The organism is Massilia sp. 01N417 (assembly GCF_056399645.1).
Genome location: NZ_JBFTRS010000001.1, coordinates 60,477 through 80,133 on the forward strand (window position 1 = coordinate 60,477; position 19,657 = coordinate 80,133).

The following is a 19,657-nucleotide window of genomic DNA, read 5'->3' on the forward strand; positions in this document are numbered from 1 at the left end:
GTGAAAAGCATGTGAAAAGAGCGAACCGGCCCCATATGGATGGGAATCCGATTCTGCGATAATGGCGCACATTTGCTCATTCCGACCCTCCATGGACAATACCCTGCTTCTCGTTGACGGCTCCAGCTACCTGTACCGCGCATTCCACGCGCTGCCCGACCTGCGCAGCCCCGACGGTCACCCGACCGGCGCGATGCACGGCATGGTCAATATGCTGCGCCGCCTGCGCGCCGACTTCCCGGCCGCCTACATCGCCTGCGTGTTCGACGCCAAGGGCAAGACTTTCCGCGACGACCTCTACCCCGAGTACAAGGCCACCCGCGCCTCGATGCCGGAAGACCTGAGCAAACAGATCGAGCCGATCCACGAAGTGGTGCGCCACATGGGCTGGCCGATCCTGATGGTCGAAGGCGTCGAGGCCGACGACGTGATCGGCACCCTGGCGGCCCAGGCCACCGCGCGCGGCATGAACACCGTGGTCTCGACCGGCGACAAGGACCTGGCCCAGCTGGTCAACGACAAGGTCATGCTGATCAATACGATGAGCAACGAGAAGCTCGACGAAGCCGGCGTGCTGGCCAAGTTCGGCGTGCCGCCGAACCGCATCATCGACTACCTGACCCTGATCGGCGACACCGTCGACAACGTCCCCGGCGTGAACAAGTGCGGCCCGAAGACGGCCGTGAAGTGGCTGACCCTGCACGGTTCCCTGGACGGCGTGATCGAGAACGCGCACACCATCGGCGGCGCGGTGGGCGCGAACCTGCAGGCGGCGCTGGAATGGCTGCCGAAAGGCCGCGAACTGATCACCGTGAAGACCGATTGCGACCTGGCGAATCACCTGGTGTCGATCGAGGAAACCCTGGTCGGCCGTCCGGAAGACAAGGAAGCGCTGCGCGACTTCTTCCAGCGCTACGGCTTCAAGACCATGCTGAAGGAACTCGGCAACGGTAATCCTGGCAAGTTCGTCTCGCCGGGTGCGGCGCCATTGAATTCGCCCGAAGGCGCAGCCGGCACGAGTGCCACCTTGCCCGGCATGCCGGTCATCAAGGGCGAGTACGAGACCGTCACCACGCAGGAGCAACTGGAACGCTGGCTGGAACTGATCGACAAGGCCGAGCTGACCTCGGTCGACACCGAAACGACGTCGCTCGACCCGATGACGGCCGAGATGGTCGGCATCTCGCTGTCGGTGGAAGCTGGCAAGGGCGCCTATATTCCGCTGGCGCACCGCTACGCCGGCGTGCCCGAGCAGCTGAACCGCGAGGAAGTCCTGGCGCGCATGAAGCCCTGGCTGGAAAACCCGGACAAGCCCAAGCTCGGCCAGAACCTGAAATACGACGCCCACATCTTCGAGAACCACGGCGTCAGGATCCGCGGCATCGTCCACGACACCCTGCTGCAGTCCTATGTGTTCGAGTCGCACAAGCCGCACGACATGGACACCATGGCGATGCGCCATCTCGGCTACACCACGATTCCGTTCGTCGACGTGTGCGGCAAAGGGGTGAACCAGATCTGCTTCGACCAGGTCGAGCTGGGCCGCGCCACGGAGTATGCGGCCGAAGACTCGGACATCACGCTGCGCCTGCACCAGGCCATGATCGGGCATGTGGAGAGCGACGCAGGCCTGAACTACATCTACCGCAAGATCGAGCTGCCGACCTCCGTGGTGCTGCAGAAGATCGAGCGCAACGGCGTGCTGATCGACGCCGAGCTGCTGGCCAAACAGTCCGGCGAGCTGGCCGCGCGCATCGGGGAGCTCGAGCAGCAGGCCTATGAACTGGCCGGCGGCCCCTTCAACCTCGGTTCGCCGAAGCAGATCGGCGAAATCTTCTTCGGCAAGCTGCAGCTCCCGGTGATCAAGAAGACCGCCACCGGCGCCCCGTCCACCGACGAAGAGGTGCTGCAGAAGCTGGCCGAGGACTATCCGCTGCCGAAGATCCTGCTCGAGCACCGCGGCCTGTCCAAGCTGAAGTCGACCTATACCGACAAGCTGCCGAAGATGGTCAACCCGAACACCGGCCGCGTGCACACCAACTACGCGCAGGCGGTGGCGATCACGGGACGCCTGGCCTCGAGCGATCCGAACCTGCAGAACATCCCGGTGCGCACCGCCGAGGGACGCCGCATCCGCGAAGCCTTCGTCGCATCGCCCGGCTGCGTGCTGGTATCGGCCGACTATTCGCAGATCGAGCTGCGCATCATGGCCCACATCTCCGGCGACGAGGCGATGCTGCGTGCCTTCGCCGCGGGCGAAGACATCCACCGCGCCACCGCCGCCGAGATCTTCAACCTGGCGCCGGAAGACGTCGAGAGCGAGCAGCGCCGCTATGCCAAGGTCATCAACTTCGGCCTGATCTACGGCATGAGCGCATTCGGCCTGGCACAGAACCTGGGCATCGAGCGCGGCGCCGCCAGCAACTACATCGAGCGCTACTTCCAGCGCTTCGCCGGCGTCAAGCAGTACATGGACGAGACCCGCCTGTCGGCCAAGGCCAAGGGCTATGTCGAGACCGTGTTCGGCCGCCGCCTGTGGCTCCCGGAGATCAATTCGCCGAACGGCCCGCGCCGCGCCGGCGCCGAGCGCGCGGCGATCAATGCGCCGATGCAGGGCACGGCGGCGGACCTGATCAAGCTGGCCATGATCGCCGTGCAGGACTGGCTCGAGACGGAGAAGCTCGGCACCCGCATGATCATGCAGGTGCACGACGAACTGGTGCTGGAGGTGCCGGAGGGCGAACTGGAGCTGGTCAAGCAGAAGCTGCCGGAGCTGATGGCCGGCGTGGCGACCCTGAAGGTGCCGCTGGTGGCCGAGACGGGCGTGGGGGCTAACTGGGAGGAAGCTCACTGAAGTGTGAGCGCCCGCTCATGTAGGGTGGGCGGTCCCCGCCAACGTGTGAAGATGACCTCACGCGTGGGCACGGAGTGCCCACCCTACGTTAAGATAGCCATCCTTTGTTACCCGACCAGAGGATGCACATGAACGACCTCGTACAGGATCGCGCCCACCCGGCGGCGCCCGGCGCCGGCTTTGCCGCCGCCACGCAGCCGGTTGCGGCCCGGTCGCTGATCCAGACCGACACCGCCGGCCTGAGCGCCGGCACCATCGAGCTGACCGTGAACGGCCAGGCCGTGCCCGTCTACCGCGCCCAGCCCGAGGGCAAATCGAATTTGCCGGTGGTCCTGGTGATCTCCGAAATCTTCGGCGTGCACGAGCACATCGCCGACGTCGCACGCCGCTTCGCCAAGCTGGGCTACCTGGCGCTGGCGCCGGAACTCTTCGTGCGCCAGGGCGATCCGTCGGCCATCGCCGACATCCCCAACCTGATGAAGAACATCATCCACAAAACGCCGGACGCCCAGGTGATGGCCGACCTCGACGCCTGCGTGGCCTGGGCCGCGGCAAATGGCGGCGACGTCGACAGGCTGGGCATCACCGGCTTCTGCTGGGGCGGACGGGTAACCTGGATGTACTCTGCCTACAACCCGAAGGTCAAGGCCGGCGTGGCTTGGTACGGCCGCCTGACGGGCGACGCCACGGCCAACACGCCGCGGCACCCGGTCGACATCGCCCCTGCCTTGACCGTGCCGGTGCTGGCCCTGTACGCCGCCAGGGACACCGGCATCTCCCTCGACAGCGTCGAGAAGATGAAGGCGGCGCTGGCCGAGGGCGCCAGCGGCTCGGAGTTCGTGGTGTATCCGGATGCGGGTCACGCCTTCCATGCCGACTACCGTCCGAGCTATAACGAGAAGGACGCGAAGGGCGGCTGGACGCGCGCGCTGGCCTGGTTCCGCAAGTACGGCGTGGCCTGATCCCGGCAGGCGCAAGCCGGGCACGGTACAATGCCCGGCTTGCGCCCGTCGGCGGCGCACCAAGAACAACAAGAGGCTTCACGATCGATCCCGTTCTCATCTCCATCCTGCTGGCCACCGGCGTGGCCGGCGTCCTCAGCATCACGGCTGCCGCGGTGTTCTCGTTCGCCCTGCTCGCGAAGGTGGTCGAGCGCATGGTCAGCCTGTCGGTCGGCATCATGCTCGCGACCTCGCTGCTGCACGCGCTGCCGGAAGCCTTCGAGTCCGGCGTCGACCCGCGCGCGCTGTTCGCGACGCTGCTGGGCGGCCTGCTGGCCTTCTTCATGCTCGAGAAGGTGGCGCTGCTGCGCCATTCGCATCATCACGAGGGCGACGGCCATCACCACGCCCACGGCCACGACGCCCACCAGGCCGGCAAGGCCGGCTGGATGATCCTGATCGGTGACGGCATGCACAACTTCACGGACGGGATCCTGATCGCGGCGGCCTTCCTGGCCGATCCCAAGCTGGGCATCCTGACCGGCGTGGCCATCATCGCCCACGAGATCCCGCAGGAGATCGGCGACTTCATCGTGCTGCTGAACGCCGGCTTTTCGCGCGTGCGCGCCTATGTGTTCAACCTGCTTTGCAGCCTGCTGGCGGTGGTCGGCGGGGTGCTCGGCTACTACACACTGGACAAGGCCAGCGGCCTGATTCCCTATGTGCTGGTGTTCGCTTCGTCGGGCTTCATCTACATCGCCGTGAGCGACCTGATGCCGCAGATGCAGCGCCGCGCCACCGTGCGCGAATCGATCCCGCAGGTGCTGCTGATCGGCCTGGGTGTGGTCATCGTGCTGCTCCTGACGCACGGACATTGAGGTTTCAGGGCTTTCTTGCGCCCTGATGTTGACATCGCGATTCGATGCGGCCTATGCTGGGTGCTTACCTACGTGTGGGGGAAGCAATGGCAAGGCTGGTGAACCAACTGGTTGTGGCGCTGCGCGAGAAGCCGTCGCGGTTCGGCTATGTACTCGGCATCCTGGTGCTGTCGGTCGTCGTATTTACGTTGGCGGACTTCCTGCCGGCGCCCTACGATTTCAGTCACTGATACACCACCGAGGCTTATCGTGGGCACGGTGTGCCCACCCTACGATTAGCTGTCGCCGGTGGCAATCCGCCGCGCCGCGTCAGCGCTCCACTCGCTCCACGATCCCGGATACAGCGCCGCGCCCGGCATGCCGGCCACTTCCAGCGCCAGCAGGTTGTGGCAGGCCGTCACGCCGGAGCCGCACTGCATGATGGCGTTCTTCGGATCGCCCACCGCCACGCCCAGTTCCGCCTTCAGCTGCGCCGGTGCCTTGAAGCGGCCGTCCGCCTGCAGGTTATCCTTGAAGAAGCGGTTGTTCGCGCCCGGGATATGGCCGCCGACCGGATCCATCGTCTCGTTCTCGCCGCGGAAGCGGTCCGGCGCACGCGCGTCGACGACCTGGCGGCCGCCATGTTCCACATTGTGCAGCACCGCGTTCACGTCCACCGTCGTGACCAGCGGCTCGCGCGCGGCGATCGTGCCGCGGGCGCGCGCAGCCGGCGCATCGGTGACGACCGGCTGGCCGGCCGACTGCCAGGCCGGCAGGCCGCCGTCCAGCACCGCCACGGCTTCGTGGCCGATCCAGCGCAGCATCCACCACAGGCGCGCCGCATACATGCCGCCGTGGGCATCGTAGGCCACGACCTGGCTGCTGTCGTTCACGCCCCAGCTGCGCAGCAGTTCGATGAAGGCGTCCTTTTCCGGCAGCGGATGGCGGCCGCGGAAGGCGCCGCCTGCATCCCGCCTGGCGCCGGACAGTTCGTGTTCCATGTCAGCGAACAGCGCATTCGGCAGGTGGCCGGCCGCATAGGCTTCGCGTCCGGCTGCCAGGTTCACCAGGTCGTGGCGGCAGTCGACGATCACCCAGTCGGCGTCGTTGACGTGGGCGGCCAGGGCGGCGGGTTCGATCAGGGTCGTGTACACGGGCGGTCTCCTTAAAGTTCGCTGGCGATGGGATCGGTATCCTTGACGACGGCGCCACGCGCCGTGCGCTTCGTATTGTAGAACGTCGCGGCGATGCCGGAGACCAGGATCACGCCCATCCCCAGCCACACGTGCCAGTCGAACACGTCGCCCCACAGCAGCATCCCCCACAGGCTGGAGAAGATGATGCCGGTGTACTGCAGGTTGGCCACCACCAGCACCTTGCCGAGGCGATAGGCGCGCGTCATCGCCATCTGCGCCAGCAGGGCCGGCACGCCGATCGCCACCAGCAGCAGGCCGCTGTGCCAGGTATGCGGATGGAAGGGCGTGGCCGGACCGTTCTCGAGCAGGGTGCCGAAGAAGCCTGCGCAGGTCGTGGTCAGCGAAAAATAGAACACCACGCGGTATTCCGGCTCGCCCATCTGGCCCAGGTTACGCACCTGCATATAGGCCATCGCCGAGACGATCGAGGACGCCAGGCCGATCGCGCCGCCCAGCCACTGGTTGGTCTCGACCGCAGGGCGCAGCACCAGGGTCACGCCGACGAAGCTCATCACGATGGCCAGCACCAGCGGCCATTCGGTCTCGCCCTTCGCATGCCACCAGCCAATGAAGAACATCCAGGTGGCGAGCCAGATCGGCGCCATGTAGTTGAGGGTGACGGCGGTGGCGAGCGGCAGCTTGCCGATCGCGAAGAACCACATCCACAGCGAGGTCACGCCGACCAGGCTGCGCGTCAGATGCTGACGGGGGAAGAGGGTGCGGAAGCTGCCGCCCTGCAGGTGGATCGTGAGGAACAGGATGACGGTGCCGACCAGGCCCCGGTACATCACGATTTCGGAGGTGGAGTAGAACGGGGAGGCCAGCTTCACGCCCGCGCCCATGGCGGCGAACGCGAAGCTGGCAAACAACATCCAAAGAGCTGGCATTAAATTCCCGGTGGGACGTTTTCCAATTTGCTGCGGTACCACTCGTGGAAGTGCTGCATGCCGTCTTCCATCGGCGACTGGTAGGGGCCGACTTCGCTGACGCCGCGGTCCAGCAGGATCTTGCGGCCGGCATCCATGCGCAGGGCGATCTCGTCGTCCTCGACGCAGGTTTCCATATAGGCCGCGCGCTCGGCTTCGACGAAGCCGCGCTCGAACAGCACGAACTCTTCCGGGTAGTAGAACTCGACCACGTTGCGGGTCTTCTGCGGTCCCATCGGCCACAGGGTCGACACCACCAGCACGTTCGGATACCACTCGACCATGATGTTCGGGTACAGGGTCAGCCAGATCGCGCCATGCTTCGGCGCCTGCCCGTTGTTGAACTTCAGGACCTGTTCCTGCCACTTTTTATACGCGGGCGAGCCGGACTTCTGCAGGCCGCGGTGCACGCCCACGGTCTGGACGCTGTAGTCGGTGCCGAATTCCCAGCGCAGGTCGTCGCAGCTGACGAAGTTGCCCAGGCCAGGGTGGAAGGGCTCGACGTGGTAGTCCTCCAGGTAGACTTCGATGAAGGTCTTCCAGTTGTAGTCGCACTCGTGCACCTCGACGTGGTCGAACATATAGCCCGAGAAATCGAGGTCCTTCGTCACCGACAGCTGCTTGAGCTTGTCCATCACGTTGTAGCCGTTCTGTTCGAACAGCAGGCCGTTCCAGTTCTGCAGCGGCGTCTTCGACAGGTTCAGGCAGGGCGTGTCGGCAAAGTGCGGCGCGCCGATCAGTTCACCCTTCAGGTCATAGGTCCAGCGGTGCAGGGGGCAGACAATATTCTTGGCATTGCCGCGGCCATTGAACATCAGCGCCTGGCGATGACGGCAGACGTTGGAAAGCAGTTCGATGCCTTGCGCATTGCGCACCAGCATACGGCCCTCGTTCTCCGACTTCAGGGTCGCGAAATCGCCCTGTTCGGGAACCATCAATTCATGCCCGATGTAGCGGGGGCCCTTCTGGAACAGGTGATGCATTTCGCGCTGCAACAGCGCTTCGTCGAAGTAGACATTTACCGGAAGCTGAGCGCACGAGCGCGCCAGCTTGGCGTGGGTAGCCAGATCGGACATCCCAACCCCCCTTTACAGATATCAGCCAAAGAAGAGAAAGAATCCGAGAACCAGTATTTTTTGGGGCGTCGAAAAACTTGCGGCTTTTCCTGCGCCTTAAAGAACGGAATACGGTAATTCGGAGACAGAACCGGAGATTATAGCCTGTAAAGGCTCATCCGGTCTCGGTCCCGCACGTGGTTGTGGTGCGTGGATGCTCAAAAATTGCCTGAAAGGCATCGTTTTCATGAATCGGCAGGCGCTTTGCGATAAAATGTGTCTTTGCTTGCAAGAAAACGGCAACTGTCGCGCCATCACGCAGGGGTAGGATTGTTTACAATAAGCGATTAGACTGTCGCGCCTCGCGCAAGTGCCAACGCACTGCCGCCAGGCAAGTCGAGCCCCGAACCGATTAAAGTCATTATGCCAAATAAAACAAGCGCGGAGAGCCCTGGAGCGCAGGCCGCCCTGCCGCCGGAATCCTTCGAACAGGCGATGGCCGAGCTGGCCCAGCTCGTCACGCAGATGGAAGGCGGACAATTGCCCTTGGAAGCCTCGGTCGCGGCCTATGCCCGCGGTTCCGAACTCGTGCGTTACTGCGCGGCCCAGCTGGAAAAGGTGGAGTCGCAGGTCAAGGTGCTCGAAGGCGAGATGCTGAAACCCTTCAGCGCCGACGGCGAGGATGAGGTATGAGCGCCCAGCCCGATTTCCGCGCCTGGATGGAAGGCGTGCAAACCCGCACCGAAGCCGCGCTCGAGCGCTTCCTGCCGCCGACTGGCCAGGTACCGGCCAAGCTGCACGAAGCGATGCGCTACACGGTGCTGGGCGGCGGCAAGCGCGTGCGCCCGCTGCTGGCGCATGCCGCCGGTGAGCTGTTCGGCGCGGGCGAGGATGCCGTCGCGCGCGCCGCCTGCGCGGTCGAGATGATCCACGCCTACTCGCTGGTGCACGACGACATGCCCTGCATGGACGACGACGCGCTCCGCCGCGGCAAGCCGACCGTGCACGTGGCGTATGACGAGGCGACCGCGCTGCTGGTCGGCGACGCGCTGCAGGCCCAGGCCTTCGACGTACTGGCCGGCAGTACGGATGTGGCCCCGGCGCGCCTGGTCACGATGCTGCGCCTGCTGGCCGAGGCGGCCGGATCCGCCGGCATGTGCGGCGGCCAGGCGATCGACCTGGACAGCGTGGGCCTGGCACTGACCCTGGAAGAACTGGAGCGCATGCACCAGCTGAAGACCGGCGCCATGCTGCGCGTCTCGGTGCTGCTGGGCGCACTGGCCGGCCGCGAGCTCGATGCGCGGGAGCTGGACGCGTTGAAGGAATACGCGCGCGCGATCGGCCTGGCCTTCCAGGTGGTGGACGACGTGCTGGACGCGACCGAAGATTCGGCCACCCTCGGCAAGACGGCCGGCAAGGACGCGGCGGCGAACAAACCGACTTACGTAACGATTCTGGGGCTGGAGCCGTCCAAGGCGCTGGCCGAACAACTGCGGCAGCAGGCGCACGAAGCGCTGGCGCCGTTCGGAGAACAAGCACTGCGTCTGCGCGAGCTGGCAGACCTGATCGTGCAGCGGAAGGCCTAAATGAAACTGCTAGATACCATCAACGACCCGGCGGACCTGCGCAAGCTCCCGCGCACCCAGCTGACCCCGCTGGCCACCGAACTGCGCCAGTTCCTGCTCGATTCGGTGTCCAAGACCGGCGGCCATCTTTCGTCCAACCTCGGCACCGTCGAGCTGACGATCGCGCTGCACTACGTGTTCAACACGCCGGAAGACCGCATCGTCTGGGACGTCGGCCACCAGACCTATTCGCACAAGATCCTGACCGGCCGCCGCGACCGCATGCCGACGCTGCGCCAGCATCACGGCCTGTCCGGCTTCCCGAAGCGCGACGAGAGCGAGTACGACACCTTCGGCACCGCCCACTCGTCGACCTCGATCTCGGCGGCGCTGGGCATGGCGCAGGCGGCCAAGATCAAGGGCGAAAAGCGCAAGGCGATCGCCGTGATCGGCGACGGCTCGATGACGGCCGGCATGGCCTTCGAAGCCCTGAACAATGCCGGCGTCGAGGACGACGTCGACCTGCTGGTGGTCCTGAACGACAACGACATGTCGATCTCGCCGCCGGTGGGCGCGCTGAACCGCTACCTGGCGCGCCTGATGTCGGGCCAGTTCTACGCCGCCGCCAAGAACGTGGGAAAGAGCGTGTTGCCGGCACCGATGCTGGAACTGGCCAAGAAGCTCGAAGAACATGCGAAGGGCATGGTGGTCCCGGCCACGATGTTCGAGGAATTCGGCTTCAACTACATCGGCCCGATCGACGGCCACGACCTCGATTCGCTGATCCCGACCCTGGAAAACATCCGCAGGCTGAAAGGCCCGCAATTCCTGCACGTGGTGACGAAGAAGGGCCAGGGCTACAAGCTGGCCGAGGCCGAGCCCATCCTGTACCACGGTACCGGCAAGTTCAACCCGAGCGAGGGCATCAAGCCCGCCACCGCGCCGTCCAAGATCACCTACACCGAAGTGTTCGGCAACTGGCTGTGCGACATGGCCGCCGCCGACAAGCGCCTGGTCGGCATCACGCCGGCGATGCGCGAAGGTTCGGGCATGGTGCGCTTCCACCAGCAGTATCCGGACCGCTACTTCGACGTCGGCATCGCCGAGCAGCACTCGGTGACCTTCGCCGCCGGCATGGCGACCGAGGGCGTCAAGCCGGTGCTGGCGATCTACTCGACCTTCCTGCAGCGCGGCTACGACCAGCTGATCCACGACGTGGCGCTGCAGAACCTGGACGTGACCTTCGCCCTCGACCGCGCCGGCCTGGTCGGCGCCGACGGTGCGACCCACGCCGGCAACTACGACCTGGCCTACCTGCGCTGCATCCCGAACATGGTCGTCATGGCGCCGTCGGACGAGAACGAATGCCGCCAGATGCTGACCACCGCCTATCACTATCCGGGCCCGGCGGCGGTGCGCTATCCGCGCGGCGCCGGCGTCGGCGCCGCCATCCAGCAGGAGCTGAGCTCGATCGAGCTGGGCAAGGGCACCGTGAAACGCGAGGGCAAGGGCGTCGCCATCCTGGCCTTCGGCTCGATGGTGGCGCCGAGCCTGAAAGCGGCCGAGGGCCTGAACGCCACCGTGGCCGACATGCGCTTCGTGAAGCCGCTCGACGTCGAGCTGGTCAAGCGCCTGGCCAGGGACCACGACTACCTGGTGACGGTGGAAGAGGGCTGCACCATGGGTGGCGCCGGCTCGGCCGTCGCCGAGGCATTGGCGCTCGAGGCCATCGTCAAGCCGCTGCTGATCCTGGGCCTGCCGGACAAGTTCATCGACCAGGGCGACCCGGGCGTGCTGCTGGCTTCCGTCGGCCTCGACGCGCACGGCATCGGCAAATCGATCCGCGAACGTTTCGGGATCGGCGAGCCGCGCCTGGTCGTGAACAACAACTGAGCAGAGACCGGTCATGCTGATCGTCACCCACGGCGGCAAATTCCATGCGGATGACGCCTGGGCGGTTGCCGTCATCCACGTGCTGCATCCCGAGGCCGAACTGGTGCGCACGCGCGACCCGGCCATCATCGAGAGCGGCGACGTCGTGATCGACGTCGGCGGCATCTGGGACCCGGCCACGGGCCGCTTCGACCACCACCAGAAGGGCTTCAGCGGCGCCCGCCAGACCGGCGTGCCGTATGCGAGCGCCGGCCTGGTATGGCGCGAATACGGCGCGCGCTGCGTGGCTGCGCTGGCGGCGAAGCACACCGGCCAGCAGCTCAGCGACGAAACGGCCCAGCACATCGCCTACGCCATCGACGCCGACATCGTGCAGTACCTGGACCTGTCGGACGTCGGCGCGGCCAAGAACGCGCCCGGCGGCTACGGCCTGTCGGCGGTGATCTCCGGCTACAACCTGAGCTGGCTGGACGAGGAAAGGCTGGGCTACGGCGAGCGCGCCGACGCCTACCGCCTGAGCCAGTTCCGGCGCGCGATGGATTTCCTCATCGACGTGATGGCGAACGCCGTCAAGTACCGCGTCGGCGCCTTGCTGGCGCTGGAGCAGGTGCGCAAGGCCGAGGTGCTGGAAGACGGCCGCCTGCTCTACCTGAAGAACAGCGCGCTGCCCTGGAGCTCGGTGGTGCGCAAGGAAATGCCGAAGGTCCTGTTCGTCATCAGCCACAACATCGGCGAGCAGCGCTACATGCTGCACACGGTGCCGGCCACCGCCGACACCTTCGAAGCCAGGGCCGACCTGCCGGCCTCCTGGGCCGGCCTGCGCGACGCCGACCTGGCGCTTGTGACCGGCGTGCCGGATGCGGGCTTCTGCCACAACGGCCGCTTCATTGCCGCTGCCAAGTCGTATGACGGTATTCATGCGATGGCCTTGCAGGCCTTGAAGGAAGTCGGGATGTAATCCCGTCGTTTCCGCCTGCGCGGGAACGACGTTATCTCTGCCCAAACAACTCCTCCGCCCGCCGATAAAGAATCCACGAAGTCGCCACATACTTGTCCCCGCTATGCGGCACATGCCCCTTGTGCGTGTGCGTGAAGCCGGCCGGCGCGATGATCAGGCGGCCCTGCCGCGCTTCCACCTTGCGGCCCTGGTACAGGAATTCGGTTTCGCCACCGTCGGCCACGTCGTTCAGGTAGAACTGGAACAGCAGCACCCGGTGCAGGGTTTCGCAGCTGGCGTTCTGCGGATAGATCTCGGAATGCCAGTGGTGGTAGCCGCCGCTGGCGCGCAGGTACTTCTGCAGGTTGATCGGGCCGCAGCGGTACATCGCCTGCACCAGCGCGTCCAGGTGGGGGCGGCCGCATTCGTCGAAGTTGTCGAGCGAGAGCTGGACCGGCTGGCCGGTGGATGGATGCGCGACCATCGGCGACAGCGCGCCCAGCACCAGCGCGCGGTAGCGGTCCACGTACTGCGCCAGGTGGCGCCGCAGGCTCGATGCCATCAGGCCGGCGACGTCCTGCCATTCCGGGTACTGGGTGAGGGTGAGGTCCCAGCTGTCCTTCTTGGCCACGTCCACGCCGTTGCCGGTGCGGCCGCGCACGACCTTGTCGCTGGCTTCGAAGCGTTGCAGGATGTGGGTGCATTGCTCGCTGCTCAGGGCGCCGTCATAGATGCCGATGAAATCGTCTGTCATGGTGCTCCTTGGGCGGCCGCATGCTGGGCCGGCACGTGCAGCGAGCGCGCCAGCAGGTGGCCGGCCAGCCAGCCGGCGACCAGGCCGCCGATGTGGGCCGCGTTGTCGGTGTGCGGATACAGGAAGCCGGCGCCGATATTGAATAGCAGGAAGGGTCCGACCGAGCCGCGCAGGTCCCGCACCACGGTCGGCGGCACGCCGCTGTGTTCGCGGCCGATGAAGGCGAACAGGCCGCCGATGATGCCGAAGATCGCGCCCGAGGCGCCCACGCTGTTGACGGGTTGCTGGGAGACCAGGCCCCATAGCATGCTGCCCAGGCCGCCGCCGATGCCGGCCAGCAGGTACAGGCCGGTGAAGCGCAGGCTGCCGAAGATGCGCTCGACCAGCTGGCCGGCCTGCCACAGCACCAGCATGTTCATCCCCAGGTGCAGCAGGCTGCCATGCAGGAAGGCGGAGCTCAGCAGGCGCCACCACTGGCCTTCGCCCAGGGTCTTGCGCGGCACGTTCGACCCCCATTTGACGAGTTGCTCGGCGAGCAGGGCAGGGGGCGCATCCGGCCACCACTGGCGCGCCGTCATCAGCTTGTGGAGGCCCTGCTGCCACAGCTGCAGGTGGGCCTGCACCGCGGCCAGCGAGTCCCAGCCGGGCAGCGGCCTGAACCAGGGCATGCCGAAGCCCTTACGCTCCAGCCACATCAGGAAGAAGATGCCGATGTTGGCCGCCAGCAAGGTCCAGATCACCGGCGTCGACGGGCTCCAGTAGTCGATGCGGTCATGGAAGACCTCGCGCTCGGCATGCGCCACCTCGAACTCGGGCGTGCAGCGCGAGGGAAGGGCCGCCGCGATGGCTTTCGCGGCATCGCGGCCGGCGGCGGAAAAGCCGACTTCCTGCATGCCCTGGACGCCGACCACGTCGAAGATCACGTCCTCGCCCGCGGTGCGCACGTTGACGATGTCGACCTTGCGCAGGCGCTCCTCCTCCTTTTTCGGAAAGCGGAACGAGCGGTGGCTGCTGCCGCGCACGTAGACGAAGTCGGGCTCGATCGCCAGCTGGCCGCGTCCCTGCAGCCGGAAGGGATTCGAGGGCCAGTTCGCGCCGCCCCGGTAGAAGCGGACCTCGAAAACGCCGTCGGCCTTGCCGCTGTCCTGCATCTGTCGCGCCCCGTCAGCCGCGCTTGCGCTCGTGCTGCCACAGCACGTCGCTGCCGCCGGCGAAGCGGTTCAGCACGCGCGCCAGCACGAACATCAGGTCGGACAGGCGGTTCACGTATTGACGCGGCTGGGCGTTGATGGTGTCCGTCTTCGACAGCGCGACGATGCTGCGCTCGGCGCGCCGGCACACGGTACGGCACACGTGGGCCGTCGATGCCGCGCGCGAGCCGGCCGGCAGGATGAATTCCTTCAGGACCGGCAGGTCGGCATTGTATTTCTCGAGCAGGCCGTCCAGGCGCGCCACGTGCTCGTCCTTGATCATCTGGTAGCCCGGGATGCACAGCTCGCCGCCGAGGTCGAACAGGTCGTGCTGGATCGAGATCAGCTCTTCCCTGAGCCCGGCCGGCATGTCCTCGCACAGCAGCAGGCCGACGAAGGAATTCAGTTCGTCGACGTCGCCCAGCGCGGCGATGCGGGCGCTGTCCTTGCCGGTACGGCTGCCGTCGCCGAGTCCGGTACTGCCGTCGTCGCCGGTGCGGGTCGCGATTTTCGAAAGTCGATTGCCCATGCTTATGCCCTGCCTATAAAAAAAGATAGCGCGAGCATACGCCAAAATAGTGCAATAGTGCTTACAATCGGCTTATGATTCCCGCCATACCAGTCGATCCCGAACGCCGCCGCCAGGTGGCAGGCGCCCTGCGTGCCGTGCTCCCCGAGCGCTGCGTCCTGCACGATCCCGAAGATACCCGTCCCTACGAATGCGACGGCCTGGCGGCCTACCGCCAGCTGCCGATGATCGTGACGCTGCCCGACAACGAGGAGCAGGTGCTGGCCATCCTGAAGGTCTGCCGCGAGCTGAAGGTGCCGATCGTGCCGCGCGGCGCCGGCACCGGCCTTTCCGGCGGCGCCCAGCCGCTGGCAGACGGCGTGGTGATCTCGACCGCGCGCCTGAACCGCATCCTGCGCGTCGAACCCTATGCGCGCACCGCCGTGGTCCAGCCCGGCGTGCGCAACCTGGCGATCTCGGAAGCGGCGGCGCCCTTCGGCCTCTACTATGCGCCGGATCCGTCCTCGCAGATCGCCTGCACCATCGGCGGCAACGTGGCCGAGAACTCCGGCGGCGTGCACTGCCTGAAATACGGCCTCACGGTGCACAATGTGTTGCGCGTGCGCGTCTGTACGATGGAAGGCGATGTCATCGAACTGGGCGGTGACGGCCTCGATTCGCCGGGCCTGGACCTGCTGGCCGTCTTCATCGGCTCGGAAGGCATGCTCGGCATCGTCACCGAAGTGACCGTCAAGCTGGTGCCGAAGCCGGCGCTGGCCCAGGTGATCATGGCGTCGTTCGACGACGTGGTGACGGGCGGCAACGCGGTGGCCAGCGTGATCGCGGCCGGCATCATCCCGGCCGGCCTGGAGATGATGGACCGTACCTCCTCGCGCATGGTCGAGCCCTTCGTGAAGGCCGGCTACGATCTCGAGGCGGCCGCGATCCTGCTGTGCGAGGCGGACGGCACCGCGCTCGAGGTGGCCGAGGAAATCGAACGCATGACGGAAGTGCTGCAGCAGGCCGGTGCCAGCGCCATCGCGGTGTCGCAGAACGAGGCCGAGCGCCTGCGCTTCTGGTCCGGCCGCAAGAACGCCTTCCCGGCGGCGGGCCGCATCTCGGCCGACTATTACTGCATGGACGGTACCATCCCGCGCAAGCACCTGGCCCACGTGCTGAGCCGGATCGAAGCGATGCAGGACACCTACGGCCTGCGCTGCGCGAACGTGTTCCACGCCGGCGACGGCAATATGCACCCCCTGATCATGTTCGACGCCAACAAGCCGGGCGAGCTGCAGCGCGCGGAAGACTTCGGCGCCGCCATCCTGGCCCTGTGCGTGGAGGTCGGCGGCACCATCACCGGCGAGCACGGCGTCGGCGTCGAGAAGATCGATTCGATGTGCGTGCAGTTCGGCGCGAACGAGCTGGAAGCCTTCTTCACGGTCAAGCGCGCCTTCGACCCCGCCATGCTGCTGAATCCGAACAAGGCGGTGCCGACCCTCCAGCGCTGCGCCGAAATGGGCAAGATGCGGGTCAGCGGCGGCGTGCTGCCGTTCGCGGACCTGCCGCGTTTTTGAAAGTACACCATGCAGCAGATTCTTGAACGATTCCAGGACCAGGTGCGCACCGCGGCCGCAGGCAAAGGCGCGCTGCGCATCCGCGGCGGCGGCAGCAAGGACTGGTACGGACAGCGCCTCGAAGGCGAAGTCCTCGACACGCGCGCCTATGCCGGCATCGTCGACTACGAGCCGACCGAACTGGTGATCACGGCGCGCTGCGGCACGCCCCTGGCCGACATCGAAGCCGTGCTGGCCGAGCGCAAGCAGATGCTGGCCTTCGAGCCGCCGCACTTCGCGCATCTCGGTGACGGCGGCGCGACCCTGGGCGGCACCATCGCCGCCGGCCTCTCGGGCCCGCGCCGCGCCAGCAGCGGCGCCCTGCGCGACTTCGTGCTCGGCGCCAAGCTGCTGGACGGGAAGGGCGACATCCTGACTTTCGGCGGCCAGGTGATGAAGAACGTGGCCGGCTACGACGTCTCGCGCCTGCTGGCCGGCTCGCTGGGCACCCTCGGCCTGCTGCTGGAGGTCTCGGTCAAGGTACTGCCGCTGGCCTACCGCGAAGCCACGCTGCGCTTCGAGATGAACGAGGTCGACGCCATCCGCAAGCTGAACGAATGGGGCGGCCAGCCGCTGCCGATCTCGGCCAGCTGCTGGGTCGACGGCATCCTGTCGCTGCGCCTGTCCGGCGCCCGGGCCGCGGTCGATGCCGCGATCCGCTCGCTGGGCATCGCGCACGGCGGCCACATCATGCCTGACTGCGAGGCCTTCTGGGCCAGCCTGCGCGAGCAGCGCCATGCCTTCTTCGATGGCGATGCACCGCTCTGGCGGCTGTCGGTGCCGTCCACCTACGGGGCCATCGTGCTGGGAAGCCCGCAGCTGATCGAGTGGGGCGGGGCGCAGCGCTGGCTGCGCGCCGACGGCGATGCCGCCGCGGCCGAGCGCATTCGCGCCACGGTGAAGGCCTGCGGCGGCCACGCGACCCTGTTCCGCGGCGGCGATAAAAGCGTCGGCGTGTTCCAGCCGCTGGCGCCGGCCGTCGCGAAGATCCACGAACGCCTGAAAGCCGGATTCGATCCGTCGAACATCTTCAACCCCGGCCGGATGTATTAAAGAACCATGCAAACGAACCTCGCCGATTTCATCAAGGGCACGCGCGAAGGAGATGAGGCGGAAGCCATCCTGCGCGCCTGCGTGCACTGCGGCTTCTGCACCGCCACCTGTCCGACCTACCAGCTGCTGGGCGACGAGCTGGATGGCCCGCGCGGCCGCATCTACCTGATCAAGCAGGTGCTGGAAGGCGAAGAGCCGACCCGCAAGACCCAGCTGCACCTGGACCGCTGCCTCACCTGCCGCAACTGCGAGAGTACCTGCCCGTCCGGCGTGAAGTACGGGCGCCTGGTCGACATCGGCCGCAAGGTGGTCGAAGAGCGCGTTGCCCGGCCGCTGGGCGACCGCGTGAAACGCACGACCTTGAAGGAATTCCTGCCGCGCGGCGCACTGTTCAAGCCGGCCTTCAAGGCAGGCCAGGCGGCGCGTCCGCTGCTGCCGCACAGCCTGCGCGACAAGCTGCAGCCGGCGCGCAGCGCGGGCGCCTGGCCGCGGCGCGAGCATGCGCGCAAGATGCTGGCGCTGGCGGGCTGCGTGCAACCGGCGATGGCGCCCGACATCAACGCCGCCACCGCACGCGTGCTCGATGCGCTGGGCGTGCAGCTGATCGAAGCCCCCAAGGCCGGCTGCTGCGGCGCGGTGCGCTACCACATGAACGACCAGGACGGCGGCCTGCAGGACATGCGCCGCAACATCGACGCATGGTGGCCCTATGTCGACAGCGGCAAGGTCGAGGCCATCGTGATGACGGCCTCCGGCTGCGGCGTCACCGTCAAGGAATACGGCCACCTGCTGGCCCACGACCCGCAGTACGCCGAGAAGGCGGCGCGCATCAGCGCGATGACGAAGGACCTGTCCGAAGTCATGCAGGATTTCGAAGGCGAGATCGGCGCGCGCCTGGCCGGCAGCATCAAGGAACGCATCGCCTTCCACCCGCCCTGTACCCTGCAGCATGGCCAGCAGATCCGCGGCAAGGTCGAGGGCGTGCTGCGCGCCGCCGGCGTCGACGTGGTGCTGTGCGCGGACAGCCACCTGTGCTGCGGCTCGGCCGGCACCTATTCGGTGCTGCACCCGGAGATCGCGCATGCGCTGCGCGACCGCAAGGTCGCCAACCTGGAGGCCACCGGGGCGAAGGAGATCGTGTCCGCGAACATCGGCTGCATCACCCACCTGCAGTCGGGCACGGAGACGCCGGTCACGCACTGGATCGAACTGGTCGACCGCGCCCTGGCCGGGGCGCCGGTCCGATGAGGGTCGTCGCAGCCTTGCTGCTGGTCCTGCCGATGGCGGCCCTGGCGGGGGAAGGACAGGCGCACAAGCCTGCCGCCCATCACGCCGCCAAGCCCGCCAACAAGAAGGCCGCCGGAGCGGACGAAGGCGCCGACGGCTTCCTGAACCTCTACGTCGAACTGTGCGTACGCCACTTCGGCGACCTCGACGAGTTCCGCGCCCGCCTGCTGCGCGACAAGGTGCCGAAACTGCCGGCGCAAGACGCCAAGCTGTTCCTGGCCGGGATGGACGGCGACGCCTGGCCGGTGCCGTACAAGGGCAAGCTGGGGAATTACGTGCTGGCCCTGCCTGCCGGGAAGAACCTGTGCCTGCTGCACGCGCACCGCGCGAACACCGCCGCGATCGAAAAGGGTTTCCTCGACATCGTCGCCGATGCGCCCAAGCCGATGGTGGCCAAGCGCGGCCCCAGCCGGGACGAGCTGAGCGCGGACAAGATCAAGATGCGCACCGTGTCGTCGACCTGGGCGCCGCCGGGCGCGCGCCGCAAGATGGAATTCATGCTCACCACCACGGCATCGCCCAAGGCCGAGCTGCAGGCGCTGGGTTCGGTGGCGATGATTGCCGGTGACGCCACGGGCGCAGCGCCGCCGTCCAGGACCCCGGCGCGTCCGGCGCGAAACCCAAGGCCGTGATAGGATCGGCGCCCCGAATTATGCAAGGCGGAGGTGCCATGAGTTTCGTGTTCCGGTTGATTTCGCAGGACGAGGATGCGGCGCCCTCGGTCGCGTTCCAGGATTCGATCGGCCCCGGCTACGTCTCTCTGTGGGAAGAAATCGGCGTCTACGATGCACTCTACAACAGCGACGGCCGCCAGGCCCGCGACGTCTCGCGCGCGATCGCCTACGGCATCGACCAGCTGAACGACGACGAATCGCTGGGCCGCATGCTGCCGGCCACGGCGCGCCTGGGCGAGGCGATCCGCTTCCTCGAGAACGTGCACCGCGGCTGCACCATCCATTCCTCGGCACTGGTCGAGACGCGTTAGAGCGCGGCTTCAAACGAGGCTGTATTTTCGGACGTGGCCG

19 protein-coding genes are annotated in these 19,657 nt (G+C 66.6%); 13 read left to right on the forward strand and 6 right to left on the reverse strand.

What is annotated here, in order from left to right; genetic code table 11:
• Positions 1-91: 91 nt before the first annotated feature.
• The 4 genes from polA (at position 92) to AC1DOQ_RS00295 (ending at position 4,903) form a co-directional block, all read left to right on the forward strand.
• A complete protein-coding gene (gene polA / locus AC1DOQ_RS00280; protein ID WP_477358858.1) occupies positions 92-2,854 on the forward strand; it encodes a DNA polymerase I in 2,763 nt (920 codons plus the stop codon).
• A 128-nt stretch (positions 2,855-2,982) separates the two neighbouring features.
• A complete protein-coding gene (locus tag AC1DOQ_RS00285) occupies positions 2,983-3,816 on the forward strand; it encodes a dienelactone hydrolase family protein (RefSeq protein WP_477358861.1) in 834 nt (277 codons plus the stop codon).
• Positions 3,817-3,923: 107 nt separating this feature from the next.
• Positions 3,924-4,673 carry a ZIP family metal transporter gene (locus AC1DOQ_RS00290; RefSeq protein WP_477359814.1) on the forward strand — a complete coding sequence of 250 codons (750 nt, stop codon included), beginning with the start codon at positions 3,924-3,926 and terminating at the stop codon, positions 4,671-4,673.
• Positions 4,674-4,771: 98 nt separating this feature from the next.
• Positions 4,772-4,903 carry a hypothetical protein gene (locus AC1DOQ_RS00295; protein ID WP_477358864.1) on the forward strand — a complete coding sequence of 44 codons (132 nt, stop codon included), beginning with the start codon at positions 4,772-4,774 and terminating at the stop codon, positions 4,901-4,903.
• A 45-nt stretch (positions 4,904-4,948) separates the two neighbouring features.
• Here the strand turns inward: AC1DOQ_RS00295 and AC1DOQ_RS00300 are convergent, their stop codons facing one another.
• From AC1DOQ_RS00300 to AC1DOQ_RS00310, 3 genes are read right to left on the reverse strand one after another with little or no spacing between them, the layout of a single operon-like run.
• The gene (locus tag AC1DOQ_RS00300) at positions 4,949-5,806 is read right to left on the reverse strand and encodes a sulfurtransferase (protein ID WP_477358868.1); all 858 of its coding nucleotides are present in this window, start codon (positions 5,804-5,806) and stop codon (positions 4,949-4,951) included.
• Between the two features lie 11 nt (positions 5,807-5,817).
• Positions 5,818-6,735 carry a DMT family transporter gene (locus AC1DOQ_RS00305; RefSeq protein WP_477358872.1) on the reverse strand — a complete coding sequence of 306 codons (918 nt, stop codon included), beginning with the start codon at positions 6,733-6,735 and terminating at the stop codon, positions 5,818-5,820.
• The gene (locus AC1DOQ_RS00310) at positions 6,735-7,850 is read right to left on the reverse strand and encodes an aromatic ring-hydroxylating oxygenase subunit alpha (RefSeq protein WP_477358875.1); all 1,116 of its coding nucleotides are present in this window, start codon (positions 7,848-7,850) and stop codon (positions 6,735-6,737) included. The genes AC1DOQ_RS00305 and AC1DOQ_RS00310 overlap by 1 nt, the downstream gene beginning before the upstream one ends.
• Positions 7,851-8,252: 402 nt before the next feature.
• Here AC1DOQ_RS00310 and AC1DOQ_RS00315 point away from each other — a divergent pair, with 402 nt between their 5' ends.
• From AC1DOQ_RS00315 to AC1DOQ_RS00330, 4 genes are read left to right on the forward strand one after another with little or no spacing between them, the layout of a single operon-like run.
• On the forward strand, positions 8,253-8,522 hold the full coding sequence (locus AC1DOQ_RS00315; protein ID WP_477358878.1) for an exodeoxyribonuclease VII small subunit: 270 nt from the start codon (positions 8,253-8,255) through the stop codon (positions 8,520-8,522).
• Positions 8,519-9,415, forward strand: coding sequence for a polyprenyl synthetase family protein (locus AC1DOQ_RS00320; RefSeq protein ID WP_477358881.1), 897 nt, complete (start codon positions 8,519-8,521; stop codon positions 9,413-9,415). Before AC1DOQ_RS00315 ends, AC1DOQ_RS00320 begins: the two co-directional genes overlap by 4 nt.
• Complete coding sequence (gene dxs / locus AC1DOQ_RS00325) at positions 9,416-11,287, forward strand: 1-deoxy-D-xylulose-5-phosphate synthase (RefSeq protein ID WP_477358884.1); 1,872 nt, start codon at positions 9,416-9,418, stop codon at positions 11,285-11,287.
• Between the two features lie 13 nt (positions 11,288-11,300).
• On the forward strand, positions 11,301-12,245 hold the full coding sequence (locus tag AC1DOQ_RS00330) for an MYG1 family protein (protein WP_477358887.1): 945 nt from the start codon (positions 11,301-11,303) through the stop codon (positions 12,243-12,245).
• Positions 12,246-12,276: 31 nt separating this feature from the next.
• Here the strand turns inward: AC1DOQ_RS00330 and AC1DOQ_RS00335 are convergent, their stop codons facing one another.
• Genes AC1DOQ_RS00335 through AC1DOQ_RS00345 form a run of 3 tightly spaced genes read right to left on the reverse strand, consistent with a single transcriptional unit; the run spans position 12,277 to position 14,697 of the window.
• Entirely contained in the window at positions 12,277-12,978 is a 702-nt protein-coding gene (locus tag AC1DOQ_RS00335) for a 2OG-Fe(II) oxygenase (RefSeq protein ID WP_477358890.1), read from the reverse strand.
• Positions 12,975-14,129 (reverse strand): rhomboid family intramembrane serine protease, encoded by a 1,155-nt coding sequence (locus tag AC1DOQ_RS00340; RefSeq protein WP_477358893.1) that lies wholly within the window; start codon positions 14,127-14,129, stop codon positions 12,975-12,977. The genes AC1DOQ_RS00335 and AC1DOQ_RS00340 overlap by 4 nt, the downstream gene beginning before the upstream one ends.
• A 13-nt stretch (positions 14,130-14,142) precedes the next feature.
• Entirely contained in the window at positions 14,143-14,697 is a 555-nt protein-coding gene (locus tag AC1DOQ_RS00345) for a cob(I)yrinic acid a,c-diamide adenosyltransferase (RefSeq protein ID WP_477358896.1), read from the reverse strand.
• 74 nt (positions 14,698-14,771) lie between these two features.
• On the opposite strand from AC1DOQ_RS00345, the gene AC1DOQ_RS00350 reads away from it, so the two are divergent.
• From AC1DOQ_RS00350 to AC1DOQ_RS00370, 5 genes are read left to right on the forward strand one after another with little or no spacing between them, the layout of a single operon-like run.
• Positions 14,772-16,253 (forward strand): FAD-linked oxidase C-terminal domain-containing protein, encoded by a 1,482-nt coding sequence (locus tag AC1DOQ_RS00350; protein ID WP_477358899.1) that lies wholly within the window; start codon positions 14,772-14,774, stop codon positions 16,251-16,253.
• Between the two features lie 9 nt (positions 16,254-16,262).
• The gene (gene glcE / locus AC1DOQ_RS00355) at positions 16,263-17,345 is read left to right on the forward strand and encodes a glycolate oxidase subunit GlcE (RefSeq protein ID WP_477358902.1); all 1,083 of its coding nucleotides are present in this window, start codon (positions 16,263-16,265) and stop codon (positions 17,343-17,345) included.
• Positions 17,346-17,351: 6 nt separating this feature from the next.
• Positions 17,352-18,593, forward strand: a complete 1,242-nt coding sequence (glcF, locus tag AC1DOQ_RS00360) for a glycolate oxidase subunit GlcF (RefSeq protein ID WP_477358905.1) — start codon at positions 17,352-17,354, stop codon at positions 18,591-18,593.
• Positions 18,590-19,264, forward strand: coding sequence for an NMCC_0638 family (lipo)protein (locus AC1DOQ_RS00365; RefSeq protein ID WP_477358909.1), 675 nt, complete (start codon positions 18,590-18,592; stop codon positions 19,262-19,264). Before glcF ends, AC1DOQ_RS00365 begins: the two co-directional genes overlap by 4 nt.
• 38 nt (positions 19,265-19,302) lie before the next feature.
• On the forward strand, positions 19,303-19,617 hold the full coding sequence (locus tag AC1DOQ_RS00370) for a hypothetical protein (protein WP_477358912.1): 315 nt from the start codon (positions 19,303-19,305) through the stop codon (positions 19,615-19,617).
• The last annotated feature ends 40 nt before the right edge of the window (positions 19,618-19,657 follow it).